Below are 24612 nucleotides of genomic sequence, written 5' to 3' on the forward strand. Positions count from 1 at the left end.
TAGTTAGTCAGTGTGAAAAATCCTGTTTTAATAATGGCTTTTGTTAATATGTATACTGTTTTAGGGAATTATTTGAGCTCTCCTACTTACAATTTAACTGCAGAACAAATCCTTTATTTTCGCTTAGCAGGGCTGTTTGGTATGTTGCTGTCACCACTTGCAGGTCGTTTAACAAAGAGGTTTGAAGTAAGGAAAGTTCTTCAAGGAGGATTGTTGATTGCTATTTTTAGTCTAAGTTCAATGGGCTTTGTTTCGTATCTATCTCTACTTGTAATGATGAGTGTCTGTTTTGTAATAGGTATTGCTATATCCGTTCCGTCTTTAGTTTCTCTTGTAGGTCAATTAGGAGGGAAAGCAAGGGGAATAGCAGTATCTATTTATACTTTTATTTTATTTTTAGGTACTAGTATAGGACCTATCATTTCTATTTATCTTATGAAAATAGGCGGTTATGCTCAAACATTTATTTTATTAGGAATGATACTTTTTATTGGTTTTGTAGCTTCTCTATTTATAATTAATGAATGAGTGGAAAATCACTCAAATAAAGGAATGCGAGGATCTTTCATATGCTCGCATAATAAAATATGAATTTGTCCACGATGATGATAAAAGTGTGCAACGATTTCAAGTAACCATTCAAAGCGCGAATAAGAAATACCCCAATAGGCAGTCATAACTTCTGCTAATTCTATTTGGGAGTAGGAAAGAAATGTTTTAGAGAGAAGGTTGTATCCTTCAATCATCGTTTGTTGCATGTGAGCAACTGTTACGGGCGTATGTTCTATATAAAAGGTATGTAATTCTTTTTCTGAAATACCATTTAAAATGAGTAAATCAGCATGACAAATAAGAGAAAGATGTGCACACATTTCAAATAATGATCGTTTTGAGTGAATCGGTTGTATTTTTAAATCGTTTTCACTATATTGGTTAAGCATATAAATAGAAGTATCAATAGCAACTTTTAGTTGATGCAATGCAGATTGAACAAACATTGTAATTCTCCTCGTCTCCGTATATAATAGTTTCTTGAGGATATTATATCATACTCAAAATTCCGAAAATTCTAGTAGTTTGACTAGCATAATGAAAAGTATTATATTGTAAAAGGTCATATGAAACGTGAAATAGAATGGAATGCAATTATTGAGTTAGGAGTTAGACCAATGAGTTTGAAATATGGAAGAGATACAATTGTAGAAATTGACTTAAATGCTGTAAAACATAATGTAAAAGAATTTAAAAAACATGTAAATGATGAAGAAATTAAGATGATGGCTGCTGTAAAAGCGAATGGGTATGGCCATGGGGCAGTTGAAGTTGCCAAAGCTGCAATTGAAGCTGGGATACATCAACTTGCAGTTGCATTTGTAGATGAAGCAATAGAATTAAGAGAAGCAGGAATTACTGTGCCGATTTTAATTTTAGGATACACACCAGTAGCGGCTGTAGAAGATGTAATTCAATATGACGTTATGATGACTGTTTATAGAGTAGAAGATTTACATGGTATAAATGAAATTGCAAACCGTCTTCAAAAGAAAGTACAAATTCAAGTGAAAATTGATACAGGAATGAGTCGTATCGGTTTACAAGAAGAAGAAGTTAAACCATTTTTAGAAGAATTAAACCGTATGGAGTATGTAGAGGTAGTAGGGATATTTACGCATTACTCTACGGCAGATGAAATCGATAAATCATATACGAATATGCAAACAAGTTTATTTGAAAAGGCTGTTAATACAGCGAAAGAATTAGGAATTCAAATACCATATATTCATAGTTCAAATAGTGCGGGATCAATGGAATTAAGTAACACATTTCAAAATATGGTACGCGTTGGAATAGGCGTGTACGGTATGTATCCGTCAAAAGAAGTGGATCATTCAGTCGTTTCTTTACAGCCTGCGTTGTCGTTAAAATCAAAAGTAGCTCATATTAAACATGCGAAGAAGAATCGTGGTGTAAGTTATGGGAATACGTATGTAACAACTGGTGAAGAATGGATTGCGACTGTACCAATTGGTTATGCTGATGGTTATAATCGTCAATTATCTAATAAAGGCTATGCGTTAATTAACGGGGTTCGAGTACCTGTTATTGGCCGTGTTTGTATGGATCAGTTAATGTTGGATGTTTCAAAAGCGATGCCAGTACAAGTAGGAGACGAAGTAGTATTCTACGGTAAACAAGGTGAAGAAAATATCGCAGTAGAAGAAATAGCGGATATGTTAGGTACAATAAACTATGAAGTTACATGTATGCTAGATAGAAGAATTCCGCGTGTCTATAAAGAAAATGACGAAACAACTGCAGTTGTAAATATATTAAGAAAAAACTGAATCATTTCGATTCAGTTTTTTTATTCATATCAAATGCGAATATACCCTCGTTATGTAATACGGAGTAAACTTTGTGAAACACACTTTTTAGTTCATCTAAATTAAACTATCACCGGCAGAGATGACCAGTCCCGCAACAAAGATCTAATATACGAGAGTAGGGAAGAGCATCTTGTAAAACGAGGCTGGGTAGGAGTGTTAAACAAAATGTCTCCAATGTTTATTATAGATGTTTGCTAAAATATCATAATTAGAATAAATTGTTTTTTTAACATATGTATTCACCTAAAAATTCATTAAATTATAATAGTCATGCCTCGTTTTAATTTCAAAACCACATTGTGTATATAGTTTTAAAGCGTGGATATTTTTCGTTTCGACGTCTAACTCAATTGTTGAAACTCCTTCTGTAATAAGGGTATGTACTATATTACAAAGAATATCTTTTCCGTATCCTTTACCTTGATAAGAAGGATGAACGGCGAATCCTGATAGTGTAGTAGATTGCTCTTGTTTAGAAACTGTAATTGTTCCTATCACTTTTTCAGCAATAAGGGCACTGTAAACTTGATGGGAAGATGAATTCATCATTTTTTGTAACCATGTAGCCGTATTTTCTACTGAATCACCAAAAGCTTTACTAGAAATTTTAATAAGGTCAAGAAGTGATTCTGAAGGTGCAAGAGTAAGCTGTATATTATTATCTGTTGTTTTTTGAATTTCGTTTGTTTTGAACGCCATACTATATTCACTATATAAATATGGTAACTTCATATGTTTTACAAATGCATTCCCAGAAATAGAATCCCCATTAATAATAAGAAGAGCTTCATCTGTCGCTCTATTTTGTATTTCTTTCATTGCAGTTTGTAAAAGGATAGTTCCGAAATGTTGTTTTCTAAAATGAGGATGTACAAAGCCTATTAGTTCAAGCTTTGTTGGTCTTTCGAAATCATACATATTTAAAGCGCCAATTAATTGAGTACCGTTATAAAGAAGAAAAACGTTTATATAATCTTCATTTCGATTTTTTAAAAAGTTGATATGTAAATCTGAAGAGTAATCAAGATTATCTTGTTGTCCGCAAATATAAGCTAAATCCTTCATTTGCTGTATTTCACTTTCTGTTACAGAACGCTTTTTCTGAATATCCATTGTATACTCCCTCTCATTTGTATTTAAAAATAGGATGGGTGACTTAACCATTTCTTTAATTCCACATTACCTTGCACAGATAACAGTCGGTATAAATAACGATAAGGCTGTCTATATTCTTCTAAGTGAGGAATAGACATAATTGTTTCGTAACCACTTTTAAAGGCATGTGCTTCTTTTTCGGTAAGTACATATTCTAGTCCGATAAAATCAAACTCTCGCGGAGCAACAGCGTAAGCTTCAGTATCTACTAAACCCGTAATAGTTGTACCGTCAGATAAAAATTGAGTAGGATCCATATCAATTAAGACGAGTGTAGATTCCTTTGGTACGGACAGGGAAGAAAGTTGTGATTCAAAGGTAGGGAATGCATTTTTTATGCTTTCATCATCGGAATAAAACATATTCACAAGCTCTTTACTCACGTTTAAAATATGTGATTGGAATTCATCTAGTGGAACTTGGAACGTGCCAGACGGATTTCCTATGAAATCGGCTTTAAATTTATGTATTTCTGCAAGTCCTTTTCCTAGGCTGAATAAAATAGAATCTGGTTGCTCGATAAAAGATTGAACTGTGTTACCTACTAACTTTTCGACCACCACAAATTCACGGCTATTTAAAACATGTTTTTCTAATATTGTTGGGATAGGAAGATTCGTATGTTCTTGCAGCAATGTATGTACAGTTTCTAAATGATGGACGTTCCTTGGATCAATTCCAAATAGATTTTTACATCCCCACCAAAAATCATTATTTGGTTCTTCATTCATTTTAGAAGCACGAACGATAACTTCTGTATCTTCTGTTTGAACGAGAAAAACATCACTTGCATGATCTTCATAACCTGGGTGCAAGGCTTGAACGGATAGAATAGGTGAATTGAATAGTTGTTGTAACATGAAAAGACTCCTTTTTCTGTAAATTCCATAAATTCATTATATAACAGATGATGAGTTATGAGGATAAAGATAAAAAGATTGAAAGCATACTTACATTTATAGTGAAAACTCATTAAAAATATTATATTTCTCTATTTTTGTATGAATTGTCTAAAAATAATGGTGGTAATACTTGAATGTAAGACTCGTATCTTTAAATCTATGAAGAGTAAAAGTAAAATTAAGCATTCATTTATAAGATTGTGAATCACAATAATGTAGACTATAGAAAATATTTCTCAATAATAAAATGAAGAGAAAAGCATGAAGAAGTAGAATGCATTCATTTATAATAGACTTAAATTAATTAATATAATTAATTGTTAATTTTATTATATTAATTGGATAGGAGAGAATGTTATGGCAAATGTACTCGTAATAAATTTTCCTGGGGAAGGTCATATTAATCCGACTTTAGCTATTGTAAGTGAGTTAATTCAGCGAGGGGAAACAGTTGTTTCTTATTGTATTGAAGATTATAGAAAGAAGGTTGAAGCAACAGGTGCGGAATTCCGAGTGTTTGAGAATTTTCTCTCTCAAATTAATATTATGGAACGAGTAAATGAAGGTGGGAGCCCTTTGACGATGCTATCTCATATGATTGAAGCATCAGAGCGTATTGTTACTCAAATTGTAGAAGAAACAAAAGAGGAAAAATACGATTATTTAATATATGATAATCATTTTCCAGTAGGACGTATTATAGCGAATATTTTACAATTACCAAGTGTTTCATCCTGTACAACGTTTGCTGTTAATCAGTACATTAATTTTCATGATGAGCAAGAATCGAGACAAGTAGATGAAATGGATCCATTATATCAATCTTGTTTAGCGGGAATGGAAAGATGGAATAAGCAGTATGGAATGAAATGTAATAGTATGTATGATATTATGAACCATCCTGGTGATATTACGATTGTATATACTTCAAAAGAATATCAGCCACGTTCAGAGGTATTTGATGAATCGTATAAATTTGTAGGTCCATCAATTGCTACTCGAAAAGAAGTGGGGAGTTTTCCTACCGAAGATTTAAAAAATGAAAAAGTGATTTTCATTTCTATGGGAACAGTTTTTAATGAACAACCTGCTTTGTATGAAAAATGTTTTGAAGCTTTTAAAGATGTTGATGCGACAGTCGTATTAGTCGTTGGTAAGAAGATAAATATAAGTCAATTTGAAAATATCCCGAAAAACTTTAAGTTGTATAATTATGTCCCGCAATTAGAAGTTTTACAGCATGCTGATGTATTCGTGACACATGGTGGTATGAATAGTTCGAGTGAAGCGTTATATTACGGTGTTCCATTAGTTGTAATTCCGGTAACAGGAGATCAGCCATTCGTTGCAAAACGATTGACTGAAGTAGGGGCAGGAATAAGACTTAATCGCAACGAGTTAACTTCTGAATTGTTACGTGAGGCTGTAAAGAAAGTAATGGATGATGTGACGTTTAAGGAGAATAGTCGTAAAGTGGGAGAGTCGCTTAGAAATGCCGGTGGATATCAAAGGGCAGTTGAGGAAATATTCAAATTAAAAATGAAGCCGTACGTAAAGATTAAATAGATGTTAAAAACACACTTACTTTTAATTTGTAAGTGTGTTTTTAGTATTACGCGTTACATGTGTTACATAAAAATAGCGATAAAGGAGAAACTTTTCTGTATATAAATCGATACCTTTGAATTAGTAGTAAAATTACGTTAAAATAATACTAAGAAAATATATAAGTTTTGGGGGTAATGAATGAAGAAAGTATTTGAATACGTATTATTAACAATTGGCTCAATTATAGTAGCAGGTTCATTAGAGCTTATTTTAGCACCTAATGGATTAGTAGATGGCGGGGTAACGGCTATTGCTATTATGGCAAATAAAGTCGCAGGATTGCCGCTTTATGGTGTGTTCTTAGGAATTAATATCCCAATTTTATTATTTACTGCAAAAGTAATGGGAAAGAAATTTTTTATCCGTACATCTTATGCGAATGTAGTTACAACACTCGGATTAATTTATTTAAAACCATTTCCAGCAATTACGACTTCTGAGTTATTAATTGTACTTTATGGTGGAGTACTGTTTGGAATTGGTGTTGGGATTGTTGTTAAAATGGGTGGAGCAATTGACGGTTCGGAAATGTTGGCAGTTTGGATGAATAAACACTTTAATGTACCGATTAGTACATTTTTACTTGCAGTAAATGCAGTTATTTTCATTTTTGTTGCCATTTTATTTTCAATCGAACAAGCGATGTTCTCGTTAGCAATTTTCTATATTGTTACGAAGATGATTGATTTTATACTAGATGGTATTAATCAAGGTAAGAGCGTTATGATTATTTCTGGTAAGAATAAAGAAATAGGCGATTTACTTATGAAAGAATTGCAACTATCTGTTACGTATCTACATGGAGAAGGTGGTTTTTTAGGGGAGCATAAGAGAATCATTTATTGCATTACAAACCGATTCATTTATCCGAAAATGAAAGATCTCGTTCTCTCTGTAGATCCAACCGCTATAATTGAAGCTTCCTATTCAACAGAAACGACTGGTGTGAAACGTCCGGGAAGGAAAGTTAGGTCAGGTGAATAACTAGAAGAAGGCTGTCCAAAAAGTTATTTTGGAACAGCCTTCTTTTTTATTTTGTTGAATTGTTAACATGTTACAAGTTAAACCCAATGTTAACAAGTTTCCTTGCAACTAGGAAACCAAGCGTCTTTCAATAATATAGCCAACGTTTCAATTTTATTTTCCGGAATACTACCAAAGCCGAGTAATACGTATGATTCCTTACGTAAATCATTCACGAAATCATATGGAGAAAGTGGGTATAATTTAACGCTTTGTTTTTTAGCGGATTCAATCAGTTCATTTTCATTCATACTGTTATTTACACATAAAACAATATGAAGTCCGGACTGTTCGCCAAGAATTTGAACATTAGCCCCCATTTCTTTCGTAATGGATTTTACTAACGTATGATGTTTTCTTTTATATAGTGTACGACTCCGATTAAGGTGACGTTCCCAATTCCCGTTTTGTATAAAGTTAGCAAAAGCAAGTTGTTGTATTGTAGAGACTGTTTGTTTGAAAATTCCATGCAGTTCTTGATATGTTTTTAAAAGATGTGGTGGTAAAACAACATATCCCATTCGTAAAGAAGGTAAAAAAGATTTTGAGAAAGTTCCCATATAAATAACGCGTTCATTTGAATCAAGACTTTGTAAAGAAGGAATCGGCTTACCAGCGTAGCGAAACTCTCCGTCATAGTCATCTTCAATAATGTATCCATTGCAATCATTAGCCCACTTTAACAATTCTAATCTTCTAGATAAAGGCATAATAATCCCGAGTGGAAATTGGTGTGATGGTGTAACGTATGCGACATTGGAATTTGTATTGTATAAACTAGAAATATCAATCCCTTTTTCATCCAATAGTATGGGATGAATTTGTCTATCACAGCTTTTAATAATTGCGTGTATACGGTGAAATCCAGGGTTTTCAATGCCGTATTCTTTTGTAGGGCCAAGCAGTTGAAGTAGTAGCCAGAGAAGTGGCTGTGTTCCGGCGCCGATCACAATTTGATCAGGTGAAGAATGTACACCGCGAGAATGATATAAATATGTTGATATATGCTCTCGAAGAGCGAATTCACCTTGAGGATCTTCTTTGGCAAATAGTGCATTTTCGTATGTAAGTATGGATTCTTGTAATGCTCGTTTCCAATTTGTAATCGGAAATGCATTTTGATCAATAAGCCCTTGGCTACAATCATATTCAAATTTTTCTTCTATCAAATTGTTCGTCTTCTTTGCTGCATTTCGTTTTTTATTTGGGATAACGTCAATATCGAAATTTGCTACAAAAATACCACGTTTCGGTTTACTTTCTGCATAACCTTCAGCTAATAACTGTTGATAAGCTGATTCAACAGTAATGCGGCTAATATTAAGTTGTGATGCTAAATTTCTGTGTGAGGGTAGACGTGTGCCAACAGAAATAGTCCCTTGTATAATTTCAGCTTTTATATATTCGTAAATTTGCAAGTAAATAGGTGTGTTACTTTGTAATTGCAATGGGATAATAAAATCCATATAAAACTCTCCTTTAAAACTGGCCTTATAAAAAACACTTAAACTGCCACTTAAGTAAAGGGCAGTTTCTTTCTATAATAATGATATAACATTTAGAAAATTATTTAAATAGTTAAGGGAGAGTTAAAAATGAATGTTAAAGAAGTAGTAACAGAAGAGCAATTACATGAAGTATTACCTGTTTTACAGCAATTAAGAACGAAACTTTCAAAAGAGGAAACAAGCTCTTTATTTCGAAATATGAAAGAAGAAAATTATAAACTATTTTCGCTGCGTAATGAGGATGGTGAAGTTGTTAGCCTTGCAGGTGTAGCAATTTGTACGAACTTTTATAATAAGAAACACATTTTCGTATATGACCTTGTAACAGCAGAAGCACATCGTTCAAAAAGACATGGGAAAGTATTACTTTCGTATATAGAGAACTGGGGAAAGGAAAACGAATGTGAGTCTATCGTCCTCACGTCAGCATTTTCAAGAATTGATGCTCATCGTTTTTATGAAAGAGAAGGGTATGATAAGGTGAGTTATTCTTTTCATAAAGAATTATAAAAAATAAGAAGAAGTTGTCCCGCAAAAGTTGGGAACAGCTTCTTCTTATTTTTTAAGTTATTATTAAACCGTAAATAGGTTGTAAGTTATGGTATATGTATTTGAAAAGGTTATATAGTGTATTTTGTCGAATTGTTTTAATTTAATAAAGAGAATGATTGGAGCGCTTATACTTGAAAAAAATAAAGAAACTATCAATCCCTAATGATGCTAGAGTTATCGTCATATCTGATATTCATGGAGAATTAAATCTTTTAAAAGAAGCACTACATAAAGTTAACTTTAAAGATGAAGATTATTTAATTATTAATGGAGATCTTTGCGAGAAAGGACGAGATAGCGTAGGCGTAGTAAACTACGTTATGAATCTTGTAAAGAACAATTCAAAGGTTCACGTTGTTGAAGGGAATTGTGAAGTTATAGTTGATGCTCTTCTAAATGAAAATCCTGATCTTATTAATTATTTATGTATGAGAAAGCACTCGATTTTTAATGAATGGCTAGAGCAATTGGGTTTTTCAGTTCATGAGGGCACTTCAATTCGTGAAGTGAAAGAAGCATTGTTAAGTGAATTTTCACAAGAACTATATTGGCTAACAGAGTTGCCAACAGCGATTGAAACAGAAGATTATATTTTTGTGCATGCCGGTCTAGAAGATAGAGTAGATTGGAAACAAACTGAGCGCAAAAATGCGATAGCAATGCCACAGTTTTTTAATAAATCACATAAAGCAAATAAGTATGTAATAGTTGGTCATTGGCCTGTCGTGAACTATTCTGAAGAAGCACCGTCTAACAATCCAGTTATTGATAAGGAGAAAAAAATTATTGCAATTGATGGAGGAAATGCAATTAAAGAAGCAGGGCAATTAAACGTATTTATTATTCAGAGGAAACAAACGGGCGATACGTTTTCTTATACATATGTAGACTATTTTCCGGAGTATGAAGTAATAGCGGATTTTAATGCGAATTCAGAAATGCAGGGCGGAGTGACATATCCGTATTATTACATAGAGCCTATCGAGAAGATGCAAGATTACACCGTATGTAAACAAAAGGAAACGAATAATTTACTCACTGTAAAAAATGAATATATGAAACAACTTGAGTCAGGTGAATATACAGTGAAAACCGATATTTCTTGTGCGCAAATAAGCGTTAGGAAGGGAGATATCGTTTCTCTCATTGATGATAGCTGTTCAGGATATGATTTAATTAAAAAAGATGGCGTAGAGGGTTGGATAGGGAAAGGGATTTTAGTTGAGATAGAAAAAGTGAAAAATAAAACATTAAGCTGAAATAGGAGGGATATAACCTCCTATTTTTTTAAAGGAGTAGATTGCTTGCTGTCTTTAATAAGTAAATAAATCGTACTCGGCAGAATGATAAGCGTCATTCCTAAAAGAATTGCTAGTATAGCATAACCTCTATAGGGAGCAGAAACGATAAAAGGAAGTATCGCTAAAAAAATACCTGCTATCATCATTGAAATACTACTAATATTTGAAGCTCTTTTTTCAAGGTGCTTATCATTCCATTCTAATGAAACGGTTAATTTAGTCGTATCAATTTTGGAACTGAAATAACCTATTAATATAAATAAAAGCCCTAATGCTAAAAATATGAAATGATCAAGAGGAAGTGAAAAGCCAAGAGCGATGAGGGCGATGACAATATCGACAAAAAATAAGAATAGTAACATTGTGTTGCCGATCCAATGGAGAAATTTCTGGTTACTCGCTGCTTTAGATAAAGCTAAAAATACAAAGAATAAGAAGGAACATATAATTATATTTACGATTACAAAAGTGCTTTTATCCATTGTTGATGTAGGCGTTCCATTGAAGTCCCATTTCGTAACAATATTTGATGGTAAGAAGAAATATAGAATAATATTTGTCGTAATAATAGTGAGAAATATAGCAATACTAAATCGATTATTCACTAAATCACCAGCTTTCTAAATCAATAATTGGTATCTAATAACAAAATTATACAATATAATAAATGATATTAGTTTTGATTTTTCTGAAAAAATATTATAATTATATATGAAATAAAGAGGAATGCAGGAGGGAATTATGCAAAACGTTGTATTAAAGGGGAAGAAAGTTACAATTCGTACAATAGAAGAATCGGATATAAAAACATTATGGAATATCATATTTAAAGAAGAAAGCCCAGAATGGAAGAAATGGGATGCGCCATATTTCCCGTTCTCAATGCAAGAATACTCTTCCTATAAAGAGAAGATGCAAACTCGTTTGCAAGAAGAACCACTGTCAAATTTAATTATAGAAAATAACGGTCAAATTATAGGGACGGTCGGATTTTATTGGGAGCATAAACCGACGCGTTGGTTGGAGATGGGAATTGTTATTTATAATCCAACTTACTGGAATGGTGGCTACGGTACAGAAGCGTTAACGTTATATCGAGATTTATTATTTGAAAAGATGGAAATTGGTAGAGTAGGGCTCACGACTTGGTCTGGTAATGAACGAATGATGAAAGTAGCGGAGAAAATAGGAATGAGCTTAGAAGGTAGAATGCGAAAGTGTCGTTATTATAACGGAACATACTATGATTCTATTCGAATGGGCATGATTCGTGAAGAATGGGAAGCGCTATGTGTAACGAAGGGGTGAGAAAGATTGTACGCTATTATTGCTACATTTGATGGTGTGTTTACTAATAAAATTACAGAACTGCAAAATGAATTAACAAATGTAATTGGAACAAATCAATTAGCTGGAGTAGAACCTCATATAACGATTGCGGATTATAATGAGTTAGATGTTCATTTGTATACGGAGAAACTAGGGGAGTTTGTAGCTATTCAAGAAAATATAGACGCAGTAATTTTTCCTTCTGTTGGAATTTTTCCTACTAATGGAACGGTCTTTCTAGCGCCGACCGTTACCGATGAATTGTTAAAACTTCATTATTCTTATCATGATTATTTTAAAACTTTTCATGACAACCCAAATTCATATTACGTACCGGGAAAATGGGTTCCGCATTGTACAATTGCAAATAGATTACATACAAAGCAGTTTTTAAGTGTAATGGAATATATTTATGGAAAGTTTAATTTTGCAACAGCTTCAATTGAGAAATTAAAATTAATTAAGGTGAATTATGAAAATGGTTTTGCCGTTTCTTCTAGTATATTAGCAGAATATAATTTAAAGAGAATGGAGACATCGAGATGACATATATAATTAGAGAAATGAAGCAAGAAGACATTCACGCTGTACAATCAGTAGCAAAAATAGCTTGGCATGATACATATGAAGGCATTATTCCGAGAGAAATTCAAGATAGTTTTTTAGACGAGGCATATTCTGATGAAAAAATGAAATATCGTCTTAAAAATACACATTTATTCGTTGCGGAAGAAGAGGGTGAAGTAATAGGGTTTGCGAACTTTTCACCTGTTAGACTACAAAACGAAGCGGAATTAGGTGCGATTTATTTGTTACCAGATCAGCAAGGAAAAGGGATCGGAAGTGCTTTATTACAAAAAGGAATTAAAGCATTAAATGGGATACGGAAATTGTACATACATGTAGAAGCAGCAAATGAAAAAGGAAAACGCTTTTATGAAGCGAAAGGTTTTGCTGAATTAGAGCAATTTGAAGAAGACTTTGAAGGACATATGATGCAGACAGTAAGGATGGTTTTATACGTATAAGGAGAACTAGTAATGAAAATTTTTGATTTTAGTGAAAAAGTAGGAAAGCACCTATCAGTATTTCAATCTAATTTCATCATGTCGAAAATATTAAACCATCGAGGAAATATACATATCGGTGCTATGCATTTACACGAGAATGGAATCATCGGTAATCATGAAGCAGTTGTATCTCAACTGCTTCTTATTGTGGACGGGACAGGATATGTATGTGGAGTAAATAAAGAAAAGATAAAGATAGAGGCGGGACAAGCTGTGTTTTGGGAAAAGGGAGAGCTCCATGAAACAAGTACAGAACACGGATTAACGGCAATTGTTATGGAAGCGGAGAATCTTGAACAAGCGATAGTAATGCCTATTATTCAAGGGGAGTTGTGAAAAATGATAATTAAGGCGAATCAAGAAGATACCAATGAAATATTAAAATATGCGGCTCAATCGCTTTTTGAAGGGACGAGAGGCAATTGTCAATTAAGTACCAAGAAAGCAATTGAGATTACAAAGCCGATTGTAGAAAAAGGAGCATACTATTTAATTATTAAAGAAGAAAATAAAGTAATGGGATGGATATTAATAGGGGAAAATACAGACTATTTTTCTCGTGAAAAACTTGGATTTATATATGAATTGTACGTTTTCCCAAAATATCGCGGGAGAGGATTATCGCGAGAACTGATGGAAGCTGGTATTAAGGAATTAAAGGAGAAGTATTCAGAAATTCGGTTGAATGTATTTGCTGGGAATTTTGCAAAAGAGATGTACGAAGAGTTTGGGTTTGTTGAAAGGCAGGTAATTATGACTTTGAAGTGAGTATTATAGTCTGAATGGGAGGAAAATAATGATTTAGTGGCTACTTTATCGCTGGGATTTAAAGTGAATAAGTCCTTATAAATATATAAAATAGATGGTTTGCCTTTATTTTATAGTAGATTTATAGAGTGTGCTTAAAAAACAAATAAATTAGTATTATACAATATATCGTTATTATAGTAAAAGAGAAATTTTGGAAAAATATCATTTTTTTGTTTAGAAATTTTTAAATTATTGATATAATCAATTTGTAGAATTGATTATTGGTTAATTTTACTATTTTTTAATTTTAAGGGGGATTTAATAATGGCAGGACAAATTCGTATGTCACCAGAGGAGCTTAAATCGAAAGCGACTCGATATGGACAAGGTGCAAATCAAATTGAGGACATTTTACGTCAACTACAAAACTTACAAAATGAATTAAGAGGAGAATGGGAAGGTCGTGCTTTCGAAGGTTTTGACCAACAGTTCAATCAATTAAAGCCAAAAGTACAAAACTTCGCACAGCTATTACAAGAAATTAATATGCAGCTTAATAAAACTGCAGAAGCTGTTGCTAGACATGACGAAGATCTTTCTCGTAATTTCGGTCTACAATAAGACAGATAAAAAGAAATATATAATTTAGCCATGCAACCATACGTTGTATGGCTAAATTACTTTAAAACTAGAGTAAGATACGAAGTCTTTCATTAGATAGACTCGCAGTCGCAGGAGTGATAAGTAGTGAAAAAGTTCAAATGGAGCATCTTGTTGTTTATTATTTTAGCTCTTGTACTATCAACAGGGGTCTCCTATTTAGCATTAAATCAAAATGTTAAGAAAGCTAATGAGAATACTACACCAAAAATGACAGTTGCGTTGGTAAATGAAGATCAGGGTACTGTATTTGAGGGTAATAAAATAGCGTTTGGAGATCAATTTGTTAAAAATGTAAATAAAAATACGAAACAAGAATGGTACGTAGTTAGTCGCGGGGTAGCAGAAAATGGATTGAAAAATAATAATTACAATATGATGATTGTTATTCCAAATGATTTTTCTAGGAAAGCAGTTGCGATTGATTCAGAGATTCCGGAGAAATTAACGTTAAACTACAAAGTAAATGCAACTGGGAATAAGGATTTGAAAGCTGAGGCAGAAAATACAGCTTCTGTTATTTTAGAAGATTTCAATAAGCAAATAATCGACGTTTATTTTGCGAGTATTATCGGTAAGCTACAAGGTGCACAAGATAATATAGGTAAAATAATTGAAAAAGGAAACGTTCAAACAACTATGTATAAAAAAGATATACATAGTCCGTTAGCGAATTACACAAATCAATTTAAAACAGTACAAGATTATACAGGTGTTTCTGTTAATAGTTTCAAAGGATTTCAGGATGTTTTAAAAGGTTTCGGTCAAGCGTTAGATGAAGGGAATAAATCTAACAGTACGTACTTAGATGGTTTTAATAACTTTCAAAAAATGCAAACTGATAACAATTTGTTAGCGAATAATTTCACAAATCAATTCAATCAATATATGAATGATATGAATACAGGCGATGCTTTAAAGCAATTAAGTGCATTGGAATCCGCTAATAAAATTATTTCAAATCAATTTACGTTTTCAGAGAAAGAACCAAATATTTTAACTGATGCTGCAGCAATTCAAAAATATTTAGCAGATGTAAAAAAACAAGTGTCTGAATATGATACAGAACTTGCAGGGAAGTTAGAAAGTGATATTCAAGAGACGGTAATTAAGAAATTAAAGCAATCTATGTCGAATGATGGAAAGCAAGAAATCTTCATAAATACATTAATGAAACAACCAGATGCTCGAATAAAGAAACAAATCGAGAATTTAATTGCGAAATTACCTAGTTTAAACATGGAAGAAATCGGTCAAAGTGATTTGCCAGATACAACGAAATTACAACTGCAAAATGTAATTCAATTTACAAAAAAATATAATAAAGAAAATAATTTTTATTATGATCCTGTAAATAAAATATCTTTAGGAAACGCAATTAAAGAAGTAAAGGATAGACTTTATACAGAGGGAATTACATTTAGTGATACTGCTAAAGTAATTAAAATGGAATCTCCGCAAATTTTGAAGATAAAGATTCCAGAAGAATTTAAACTAGATGGAAGTACAGGATTCTTACATATTGATGGTGAGGATCGTACAAGTGACTTTCTTCAAAGCGAAGCAGGAGAAATTACAATAGCTCCTCGTAATGAAGGGGATATAAAGATTAGCTTGGATGTGAAGTTAAAAGATCCAAACATCAATATAGATGTTTTCTCTCCTGTAACATGGCAGTGGGAATTGAGTGGGACTCATACAAAAGAAACTAGTCCTGAAAAAGAAAAACCTAACAAAGAAGATAAAGGAACACAAACGGAAAATAGCAAAGTGGAAAATGTGGTTCATAAATCACAGTATGGCATAATGCCGTTAGTACACAATGCTAAAACGCCTATTATTCAAAAAACAGAACAGAGTAATAATGGTGACAGTGTCAAGCCTGATGCAGGAGGAAAACCTGATACGGGAGGAAATCCAGACACAGGAGGAAAACCTGATACAGGAGGAAAACCTGATACGGGAGGAAAACCTGATACAGGAGGAAAACCTGATACAGGAGGAAAACCTGATACAGGAGGAAAACCTGATACAGGAGGAAATCCAGACACAGGGGGGAAACCTGATACAGGAGGAAATCCAGACACAGGAGGGAAACCTGATACAGGAGGGAAACCTGATACAGGAGGAAATCCAGACACAGGAGGGAAACCTGATATAGGAGGAAATCCAGACACAGGAGGGAAACCTGATACAGGAGGAAATCCAGACACGGGAGGAAACCCTGATACAGGAGAGAAACCTGATACAGGAGAAAAACCTGATACAGGAGAGAAGCCAGACACTGGGACAGATAACGGTAGCAATTCAAAAATTATTGAAAGTACAACGAATCAAGTTGTACATCAAAAAACAGAAAAAATAACAGATATTACTTCCAGTGTATTAATAAAAGAAGCAGTAGATACAGTCGAAAGTTATCAAGGTTTAATGAGCCTTTACGAAATGTATTATGGGATTGATTTAAGAACGAAAGATGTAGGTCCTAAGTTAGAAGAGGGAAGTTTAGATGCAATTGCGACGGATCAATCTTTGTACTACGTATTAAATAAACAAAGCTTAATTGATTTAATTTCAAATCTTGTTTCATCAAGTATTACTACAGAAATAAAGCAAGATATGTCAGGTTTAAAACAAAAAATAAACTCTTATCAACAATCTATTACTAGTGCGGATCAAAATTCTATGCTACTAGCGGAGAAATTAAATGGAACGACGCAACAAGCAACTAGTATGAATGAAAATTTAGGAGAGTATGTAAAAGGTTTAGCGAAATGGCGTGAGAATAGCTTAAAGCTAGTTGAAGAGCAGCAAGTATTAACAACAAATCATGCTGGTGAGCAAACAGCTATTTTATCGTTAGATTCTGGTATTAAATCATTAATGATGCAAAGTCAGTCATTGGTCGAAAGTTCGAAGCATAGTTTAGCAACTTCAGACGATGTATATAAAACATTTGATCAAATCAATGGACAAGCAAAAGAAATTCAAGACAGCGGAACGACAATTGTTTCAAAAGCTGATTTATTACTAAACGACTTTACGAAGAAAATGGAAGATGATAAATCATTCTCCAAAAACTTTACGAAAATTTTAGCGAATAGTCGTATTGGAGATCGTCAAAATGAAATGCTATATGACTTTTTAGCTAGTCCAGTTCAAAAGCAAAATGATGGAGTAATTGTAGCAGGTAATGCTTTTACACCATACTTAATTGTATTAACTTGTTTCATTGTTGCATTATTTACAGCATACGCAATTGCGAATCAAGAAAAGAAACGAATGCAATCAGATCATTTTGAAGAGAAATTCTCATTAATTGATATGAATGTACCAACTACAGTAGTAGCTTTCGGTATATCAATTGTGGAAGGGATTAGTATAGGTATCATTTCTGGGCGTCTTTTAAAGTTTGGTCAGGATCAAAGTTTACTATGGATTGCGTTCATCACATTTATTATGATGGCGTTTGTATTAGTCTCAACCTACTTATTACGACAAATAAAAATGGTAGGAATGTTTATACTATTAGTATTTTTAAGCATGTACCTGTTTTTAACTGAGGCAGTTGGAAGTAAAGTAGATCAAATGTCGTCTGTCGGAAAGATACGTCAATTCTCACCGCTTCAGTATATAGAAAGTTTTCTAAATGATTTTATTAGTGGTAAAGATACTGGGAAAGTTATTTTTGTCGTATTGTTTGTAATTGCCATTATTGGATTGGTTAGTAATCTATTTGTATGGCATAAGAAATGGGAGGAAAAAGAAGTAAATGATCAAACAATGGAGCATAGTGGCTAAGTTATCATTTCTCTCTATCCTTTTACTGTTTGTCGCGCTACCGATAAGGAGCGCGGCTGACAGTTATCTTGGTGATGATGGGAAGATTAAGTTTAAAGTGGATCGACTTGAAGAAAGCGACCAAGAAAAAAATAAAAAGGAACATAAGGAAACAGAATTAGATAAAGCATCGATTGAATTATTTAACAAAGATATAGAAGAAGAAATTGAGAAAAAGAAAAAGAAAGAACAAAAAGATATGGAAGCTTTGCGAGATTCTCTTTTTATAAAACAAAAAGAGAATAATAGTGTTAAAGATACGAAAAATAGTTTGTTTAGCAGTGAATACATTGTCAGAAAAAGTGCAGATGAAGTAGCAAGTAATGAAACAATGAATGAAGAGCCAATTAGTATAGCAATAATATTATTATTTGGCGGCGGCATTCTACTTATTTGCATCGGTATTTATACGGTTCTTCGTAAAAGTTGGAGGTAAAGCGATGGCAATACAAACACATATCAATGTGACAGTAGATTTTAGTAAATGGAATGGAAATACATATGATTTGCGTATTCCGAATCATCAATCTATTAAATATTTATTGAAAAACTTATTAGATACGCTAAAGATTGATAATCATGAAGGTTCGCATTTTGTGATTAAAGTGAAAAATAAGTCAATTGTTTTAACAGATAATGATCGTTTAATTGATCACCAAATAACAGATGGAGATATTTTGCAAGTTTTATAAAGAATATTTTTTACTTTTAGTTATTTGAAAATAAGTTATTACGGGTTATAAAGAAAAGGAGAAGAGGATAAACATGACGGAAAAAATAATTCAAATTGATGCAATGAACTATCAATTTCAAATAGAAAAAGAAAATTGGAAATTGGAGATGACCAAATCTCAAACACGTATAAAAGACTTCCGTCAATTCGATATAATTACGGGCGAATCATCTGAATTTGTACCATTAACAATAGAAGAAACGGATGATATGTTTACGTTTCTATATCAAGTAGATAAAAAATTATATAAGTGGGGCGATCTTAGCCGTTTTGGAAGAAATGAGAAATTAAGACTACTTCGGAATGTTGCGCAGTTTCGTAAATATTTAAATAAACGAATCACGTTCTTTTTACATCCAGACAATATAGTTTTTAATGCTAATTTAATACCAAGTATTATACATAGAGGAATTCGAGATATTGTTCCGCCAACCCCATTATTAGAAGAGCAATTTTTAACACAATATAAGTGTCTAATTATTGCTTTATTCTCCCAAAAACATAACTTTGATGATTTGTATGCTGGGTTACTAAAAGATGCAAAAGAAACAACATTTGAACAGACCGTTGCTCAAATGGAAAGCTTAGATGCATTACTGCAGTTTCTTGATGACAGCTTTGAGAAGGAACAAACAAAAACAGAAAAAAATATGCAGTTAGTACCTAAAAAAAGCTATAAATCATTTAAATACTTAGCTTTTTCCTTCATAGCGGCGACAGTTATTTTAGCTGCTCCTTTAATATATTTCACTTTTATAAAATTTCCTTATCAAAATAAATTGTTAGAAGCAAATGCAAGTTTCATAGCAACTGATTATGACAAAGTCATTACGCAATTGAATGAGGAGGAGTTTGAATCATTACCGATTGCATCTAAATATGAGTTAGCATTTGCATACATTACAGCTGAAAAACTAGGTGAAGCTCAAAAGAAATCGATTATGAAAAACATTAGTTTGAAAAGTGATGAAAAGTATTTGCTGTATTGGATGTATAACGGAAAAGGTAATTTTGATAAATCATTAGATTTAGCTAAAACACTTGATGATCCTCAGCTTATTATGTACGGCCTTGTTAAACAAATTGAATCACTGAAAAATAATCCGGATTTATCAGGGGAAGAACGTGATCAAAAGTTAAAAACATATGAGCAACAATTAGATGAATATAAAAAGAAATATGGCAATTCATCAAACGATAAAAATTTGTCGGACACAGAGAAAAAAGAGTAAGCACTTGATGAGACAGTTGAAAAGGAGCAGTGAACACGGATGGAGCAACTATTAGTATTGACTTATGGAGACAAAATATATAAGTGCACATTACATCCAAATGAGCAATCAATAGTGTCGATTGGAAAAGAGTGGACAAATGATATTACGAATCCAAGTTTAGAACAAGAAGTAGAGTTAAAGTGGAATAATGAAGTAAATGCTTGGATGGTACAGGATCAATTAATAGAATTCAATAAGGAAATTGAGATTGGGAAAACAAGAGATGTGAGCTTGAAAATCTTTATATCTATTGTTGGCACAACTAAAGTGTTTGATATTGGAACGAAACATTCTCTTACAGTGAGTCAAAACGATTACGATGATATTTCTATTACCGGGACTAGTGTAGATTTAATGCTATCTCGCGAAACGTTGTACGATTCTTTTAAAGTGAACGTGTATGGCGGGGATGTATTTCATAATTATACGAAGTTAAAAGATAGCGTTATGTTGGAATCAGGAGACGTATTATATTTTGATGGTATTTTATTGGAGATTGGTAGTGAAGACATTCAAGTACTTTCTTCAGAAGATAAAGTGAAATCTGCGTTACCTATTTTAGTAGAATCAGAAACGAATTATCAAAGTGGTTATCCAGACTATCATCGTTCACCACGTATTATTTACCGTGAACCAGAAGAGAAAATGACAATTGCAAAGCCTTCAAGTATGCCATCAAAACCAACGGAGCATTTAGCAAGAATCATTGCACCTTCACTTGTCATGATTGTCGTAACTGTATTACTTGCTATTTTCATGAAATATGGAATGTTTATTATCGCATCGATTGCGATGACATTAGTAACAATCATTGTTTCTGTCACATCGTATATTAAAAATTTGAAGCAATATAAAGTCGACATTGTTGAACGAGATAAAAGCTATAGAGAGTATATAAAACAAAAAACGAAAGATTTACATGCAGAAAGTGAAAAACAGCGTCACGCATTACATTATCACAATCCAAATGTAGAAGTAATACGTAATATGGCAGTTCAAGTAAATCCTAGAATTTATGAAAAAACAATGTTACATCATGATTTCTTAACATTTAGCGTTGGAACAGGACAAGCTAATACGAGTTTTGAAATTCAATTTAATGAAGAAGAATTTAGTCAAACGAAAGATGAATTAATTGATATAGCACGTGAACTAAGACAGCGTTATCTATCATTGGAAGATGTACCAGTTGTAACAGATTTAATGAATGGACCAGTCGGTTATATTGGCCAACGCTCTTTAGTGTTAGAGCAATTACAATTATTAGTTGCACAAACGGCTTTATTCCATAGTTATTATGACTTGCAGTTTATTACTATTTTTCCGGAAGAAGAAAAAGAAAAATGGGATTGGATGCGCTGGTTACCTCATGGAAGTGTTCGCGATATAAATGTACGTGGATTTGTATACCATGATCGTAGCCGTGATCAAGTGTTAAATAGTTTGTATCAAATATTGAAAGAACGAAAATTAAAACTAGATGAAAAAAGTTCTACTAATGAAAAAATGTACTTTGCACCGCACTATGTCGTTCTCATTACAGATGAAAAACTAATATTAGACCATGTTGTTATGGAATTCTTTAATGATGATCCGAGTCAATTAGGTGTATCACTTGTATTTGTACAAGATGTTATGCAAAGTTTACCGGAGCATGTGAAAACGGTAATAGATATAAGAGATGCAAAACAAGGGAACATCATCTTAGAGCAAGGAGAACTTGTTAACCGTCAATTTAAACTAAATCATGTGCCAAAAGGATTCAATTTAGAAGATATTTCACGGGCATTAGCACCATTAAATCATTTGCAAAACTTAAAAAATAGTATTCCAGAAAGTGTAACATTTTTAGAAATGTATGGCGTTGAAAAAGTAAAAGAACTGAATATTACAAGTCGTTGGGAGAAAAATGCAGCGCATAAATCTTTAGCTGTACCACTTGGATTACGTGGTAAAGAAGATATCGTAAACTTAAACTTACACGAAAAAGCACACGGACCACACGGATTAATAGCAGGTACAACGGGTTCAGGTAAATCGGAAATTATACAATCGTATATATTATCTCTAGCAGTAAATTTCCACCCGTACGAAGTAGCCTTTTTACTAATTGACTATAAAGGCGGCGGTATGGCGAATTTATTCAAAAACTTACCGCATTTATTAGGAACAATTACGAACTTAGATGGAGCACAAAGTATGAGAGCGCTCGCATCAATTAAAGCTGAATTACAGAAAAGACAACGATTATTTGGTGAAAATGATGTAAACCATATTAATCAGTATCAAAAACTGTATAAAGAAGGCTTAGTAAGTGAGCCGATGCCGCATCTATTTTTAATTAGTGATGAATTCGCGGAATTGAAGTCAGAACAACCAGAATTTATGAAAGAGTTAGTTTCAACAGCGCGTATCGGTCGTTCACTCGGAATCCATTTAATATTAGCTACGCAAAAACCGAGTGGTGTTGTAGATGATCAAATTTGGAGTAACTCGAAATTCAAACTAGCACTAAAAGTTCAAAATACGTCAGATAGTAATGAAATTTTAAAAACGCCAGATGCTGCTGAAATTACATTACCAGGACGTGCTTATTTACAAGTTGGGAATAATGAAATTTATGAACTATTCCAATCAGCTTGGAGCGGAGCAGACTATGTAGAAAATAAAGAGGATAAAGAACATTTAGACGCAACAATCTATGCAATAAATGATCTAGGACAATATGAAATATTAAGTGAAGACTTAAGTGGACTTGGTAGCAGTAAAGAAGTAATAAGCGTACCATCTGAACTGGATGCTGTTATTGACTACATTCACGATTACGCAGAAATAAATGAAATTGAAGCGTTAGCTAGACCGTGGTTACCACCACTTCCAGAAAGCGTATATTTACAAGACTTACACGCTATTCAGTTCAAAGAAGCATGGACGAAAGAAAAGAAACCATTACAAGCAACAATTGGTCTACTAGATCAGCCTGAATTACAATCACAAACACCATTAACACTAGATATTAGTAAAGACGGACACGTAGCGGTCTTCTCAAGTCCAGGCTACGGAAAATCAACATTCTTACAATCAGTCATTATGGATGTAGCTCGTCAGCATAGTCCGGAGCATTTGCATGTGTATTTATTAGACTTCGGAACAAATGGCTTAATGCCATTAAAATCTTTACCGCATGTGGCAGACATCATTACATTAGACCAAGTTGAAAAATGCGAGAAATTTCTTCGTCGCATAGAAGACCTATTAAAAGATAGAAAGCAATTGCTAAGTAAATATGGTGTTGCGAGTCTTGAAATGTATGAGAGAGCTAGTAAAGAAGTATTACCAACAATATTAATTACGTTAGATAACTATGATGCTGTTAGAGAAGCTGGATTTGTCGAAGACTTTGAACGCATTATTGCACAAATTGTACGTGAAGGGGCAGCAGTAGGAATTCATTTAATGCTTACGGCTACACGTCAAAATGCATTGAGAGTACAAGTAAATACAAATATTAAACTACAAATTGCTCTATATATGATAGATGAGGCAGAATCTAGAGCTATTGTAGGAAGAACAGACTTAAAAATTGAAGAATTAGCAGGCCGTGGTTTAGTTAAAATTGACGAACCAACAATCTTCCAAACAGCTTTACCGACAAATGGAGAAGATGTCCTTACTCGAATTGAAAATATACAAGCTGAAGGAAAAGAGATGGATTCCTTCTGGGATGGAGAAAGACCGAAAGCAATTCCTATGGTACCTGAAGTTCTGGAATACAAGGAATTCATTGCATGGCCAGAAACAAGAAAAATTATTGAAGCAGGCAAACTAACATTTGGTGTAGAGACAGAAAACGTTACGCCTCTCGAATTAGATTTAACGGAAGCGTCTAATATTGTTGTAGGGGGAATTAAGAAAGATGAAGTTGAAAATGTAGTTCATCAATTCCTTCAACAGTTAGCAGACAGTGGACACTTTGACCTAGGTTTAATTGATACAAGAACACGAAATTTCTCAAACTATAGAGAGAGCGCTGCTTTATATGTAGCTGAAAAAACAGGAATTGAGAAAACGATTAAACAAGTTACAAACGCTTATAAATCGAGAGAAGCGGCGTTTAAAGAGGAGCAGGAAGCATCAAGTGAAACAGTGAATCCGGCAGAATTTATTAAGAAATTTAAGCCGATTGTAATCGTAATTGCAGATGTAAATGATATTTTAAGTAATTTAGAAGATAGCGATATATATAGTTTAGCAGAATTAATAACAAATGGTGCATTTATGGGCATCCACTTCGTAATTGGCTGTGATGTTGATTCAATTGACAGTCGATATGACTTAGTTTCAAAAACAATAAAAACGCAATCTCATGTTATTTTACTTAGAAAATCATCAGGCCAAATGGTCTTCGATGTATCTAATAAAGATTTAAGTAGTACAAAATTAAATCCATTTGAAGGGTATTTTGTTGAAAATCGTTTTGCTACTAGAATTAAAGTGCCAACTATTTAAGGGGGGATTTG

The 24612-nt window shown here is 33.1% G+C and carries 21 protein-coding genes and 2 pseudogenes; 17 read left to right on the top strand and 6 right to left on the bottom strand.

What is annotated here, in order from left to right; translation table 11 throughout:
- Positions 1 to 24 precede the first annotated feature (24 nt).
- Positions 25 to 528 (top strand): annotated as a pseudogene (locus NST90_RS10075) (MFS transporter); the annotation flags it as partial.
- Between the two features lie 8 nt (positions 529 to 536).
- Here NST90_RS10075 and NST90_RS10080 read toward each other — a convergent pair.
- On the bottom strand, positions 537 to 998 hold the full coding sequence (locus NST90_RS10080) for a hypothetical protein (protein ID WP_000498002.1): 462 nt from the start codon (positions 996 to 998) through the stop codon (positions 537 to 539).
- Positions 999 to 1169: 171 nt separating this feature from the next.
- Between NST90_RS10080 and alr the strand changes: the two genes are divergently transcribed.
- Positions 1170 to 2345, top strand: coding sequence for an alanine racemase (gene alr / locus NST90_RS10085; protein WP_002182683.1), 1176 nt, complete (start codon positions 1170 to 1172; stop codon positions 2343 to 2345).
- A 16-nt stretch (positions 2346 to 2361) separates the two neighbouring features.
- On the opposite strand, the pseudogene NST90_RS10090 reads toward alr, so the two are convergent.
- The 3 genes and pseudogenes from NST90_RS10090 to NST90_RS10100 form a co-directional block, all read right to left on the bottom strand.
- Positions 2362 to 2630, bottom strand: a pseudogene (locus tag NST90_RS10090) (class I SAM-dependent methyltransferase); the annotation flags it as partial.
- Positions 2631 to 3500, bottom strand: a complete 870-nt coding sequence (locus NST90_RS10095) for a GNAT family N-acetyltransferase (protein ID WP_086388647.1) — start codon at positions 3498 to 3500, stop codon at positions 2631 to 2633.
- Positions 3501 to 3523: 23 nt separating this feature from the next.
- The gene (locus tag NST90_RS10100; protein WP_006923785.1) at positions 3524 to 4402 is read right to left on the bottom strand and encodes a hypothetical protein; all 879 of its coding nucleotides are present in this window, start codon (positions 4400 to 4402) and stop codon (positions 3524 to 3526) included.
- A 399-nt stretch (positions 4403 to 4801) separates the two neighbouring features.
- Between NST90_RS10100 and NST90_RS10105 the strand changes: the two genes are divergently transcribed.
- Complete coding sequence (locus NST90_RS10105; protein ID WP_006923787.1) at positions 4802 to 6010, top strand: macrolide family glycosyltransferase; 1209 nt, start codon at positions 4802 to 4804, stop codon at positions 6008 to 6010.
- Between the two features lie 180 nt (positions 6011 to 6190).
- Positions 6191 to 7036, top strand: coding sequence for a YitT family protein (locus NST90_RS10110; protein ID WP_000755127.1), 846 nt, complete (start codon positions 6191 to 6193; stop codon positions 7034 to 7036).
- 89 nt (positions 7037 to 7125) lie between these two features.
- Here NST90_RS10110 and NST90_RS10115 read toward each other — a convergent pair whose 3' ends face one another.
- On the bottom strand, positions 7126 to 8541 hold the full coding sequence (locus tag NST90_RS10115) for a PLP-dependent aminotransferase family protein (RefSeq protein ID WP_048558200.1): 1416 nt from the start codon (positions 8539 to 8541) through the stop codon (positions 7126 to 7128).
- A 129-nt stretch (positions 8542 to 8670) separates the two neighbouring features.
- Here NST90_RS10115 and NST90_RS10120 point away from each other — a divergent pair, with 129 nt between their 5' ends.
- Entirely contained in the window at positions 8671 to 9093 is a 423-nt protein-coding gene (locus tag NST90_RS10120; protein WP_048558201.1) for a GNAT family N-acetyltransferase, read from the top strand.
- 173 nt (positions 9094 to 9266) lie between these two features.
- Positions 9267 to 10394 (top strand): metallophosphoesterase, encoded by a 1128-nt coding sequence (locus tag NST90_RS10125; protein WP_061113136.1) that lies wholly within the window; start codon positions 9267 to 9269, stop codon positions 10392 to 10394.
- Positions 10395 to 10414: 20 nt separating this feature from the next.
- Here NST90_RS10125 and NST90_RS10130 read toward each other — a convergent pair whose 3' ends face one another.
- On the bottom strand, positions 10415 to 11041 hold the full coding sequence (locus tag NST90_RS10130) for a DUF1648 domain-containing protein (RefSeq protein WP_048558203.1): 627 nt from the start codon (positions 11039 to 11041) through the stop codon (positions 10415 to 10417).
- Between the two features lie 136 nt (positions 11042 to 11177).
- Here NST90_RS10130 and NST90_RS10135 point away from each other — a divergent pair, with 136 nt between their 5' ends.
- The 11 genes from NST90_RS10135 (at position 11178) to essC (ending at position 24601) form a co-directional block, all read left to right on the top strand.
- Positions 11178 to 11744, top strand: coding sequence for a GNAT family protein (locus tag NST90_RS10135; RefSeq protein WP_001181857.1), 567 nt, complete (start codon positions 11178 to 11180; stop codon positions 11742 to 11744).
- Positions 11745 to 11750: 6 nt separating this feature from the next.
- A complete protein-coding gene (locus NST90_RS10140) occupies positions 11751 to 12311 on the top strand; it encodes a 2'-5' RNA ligase family protein (RefSeq protein WP_283748202.1) in 561 nt (186 codons plus the stop codon).
- Positions 12308 to 12793: a GNAT family N-acetyltransferase gene (locus NST90_RS10145; protein WP_000221048.1), complete on the top strand. Its 486-nt coding sequence runs from the start codon at positions 12308 to 12310 to the stop codon at positions 12791 to 12793. The genes NST90_RS10140 and NST90_RS10145 overlap by 4 nt, the downstream gene beginning before the upstream one ends.
- A gap of 12 nt (positions 12794 to 12805) precedes the next feature.
- On the top strand, positions 12806 to 13171 hold the full coding sequence (locus tag NST90_RS10150; protein WP_000688074.1) for a cupin: 366 nt from the start codon (positions 12806 to 12808) through the stop codon (positions 13169 to 13171).
- A 3-nt stretch (positions 13172 to 13174) separates the two neighbouring features.
- Positions 13175 to 13603: a GNAT family N-acetyltransferase gene (locus NST90_RS10155; protein WP_000584245.1), complete on the top strand. Its 429-nt coding sequence runs from the start codon at positions 13175 to 13177 to the stop codon at positions 13601 to 13603.
- Positions 13604 to 13909: 306 nt separating this feature from the next.
- The gene (locus NST90_RS10160) at positions 13910 to 14206 is read left to right on the top strand and encodes a WXG100 family type VII secretion target (protein WP_000918601.1); all 297 of its coding nucleotides are present in this window, start codon (positions 13910 to 13912) and stop codon (positions 14204 to 14206) included.
- A 126-nt stretch (positions 14207 to 14332) separates the two neighbouring features.
- On the top strand, positions 14333 to 18046 hold the full coding sequence (esaA, locus tag NST90_RS10165) for a type VII secretion protein EsaA (protein ID WP_283748201.1): 3714 nt from the start codon (positions 14333 to 14335) through the stop codon (positions 18044 to 18046).
- The gene (essA, locus tag NST90_RS10170; RefSeq protein WP_088859475.1) at positions 18018 to 18521 is read left to right on the top strand and encodes a type VII secretion protein EssA; all 504 of its coding nucleotides are present in this window, start codon (positions 18018 to 18020) and stop codon (positions 18519 to 18521) included. The genes esaA and essA overlap by 29 nt, the downstream gene beginning before the upstream one ends.
- Before the next feature lie 4 nt (positions 18522 to 18525).
- The gene (locus tag NST90_RS10175) at positions 18526 to 18777 is read left to right on the top strand and encodes an EsaB/YukD family protein (RefSeq protein WP_001007571.1); all 252 of its coding nucleotides are present in this window, start codon (positions 18526 to 18528) and stop codon (positions 18775 to 18777) included.
- Between the two features lie 73 nt (positions 18778 to 18850).
- The gene (gene essB, locus NST90_RS10180) at positions 18851 to 20050 is read left to right on the top strand and encodes a type VII secretion protein EssB (RefSeq protein ID WP_016122371.1); all 1200 of its coding nucleotides are present in this window, start codon (positions 18851 to 18853) and stop codon (positions 20048 to 20050) included.
- Positions 20051 to 20089: 39 nt separating this feature from the next.
- Positions 20090 to 24601 (top strand): type VII secretion protein EssC, encoded by a 4512-nt coding sequence (essC, locus tag NST90_RS10185; protein ID WP_048558205.1) that lies wholly within the window; start codon positions 20090 to 20092, stop codon positions 24599 to 24601.
- Positions 24602 to 24612 lie beyond the last annotated feature (11 nt).

It is taken from the genome of Bacillus sp. FSL E2-8900, assembly GCF_037966225.1.
Lineage (GTDB): Bacteria > Bacillota > Bacilli > Bacillales > Bacillaceae_G > Bacillus_A > Bacillus_A cereus.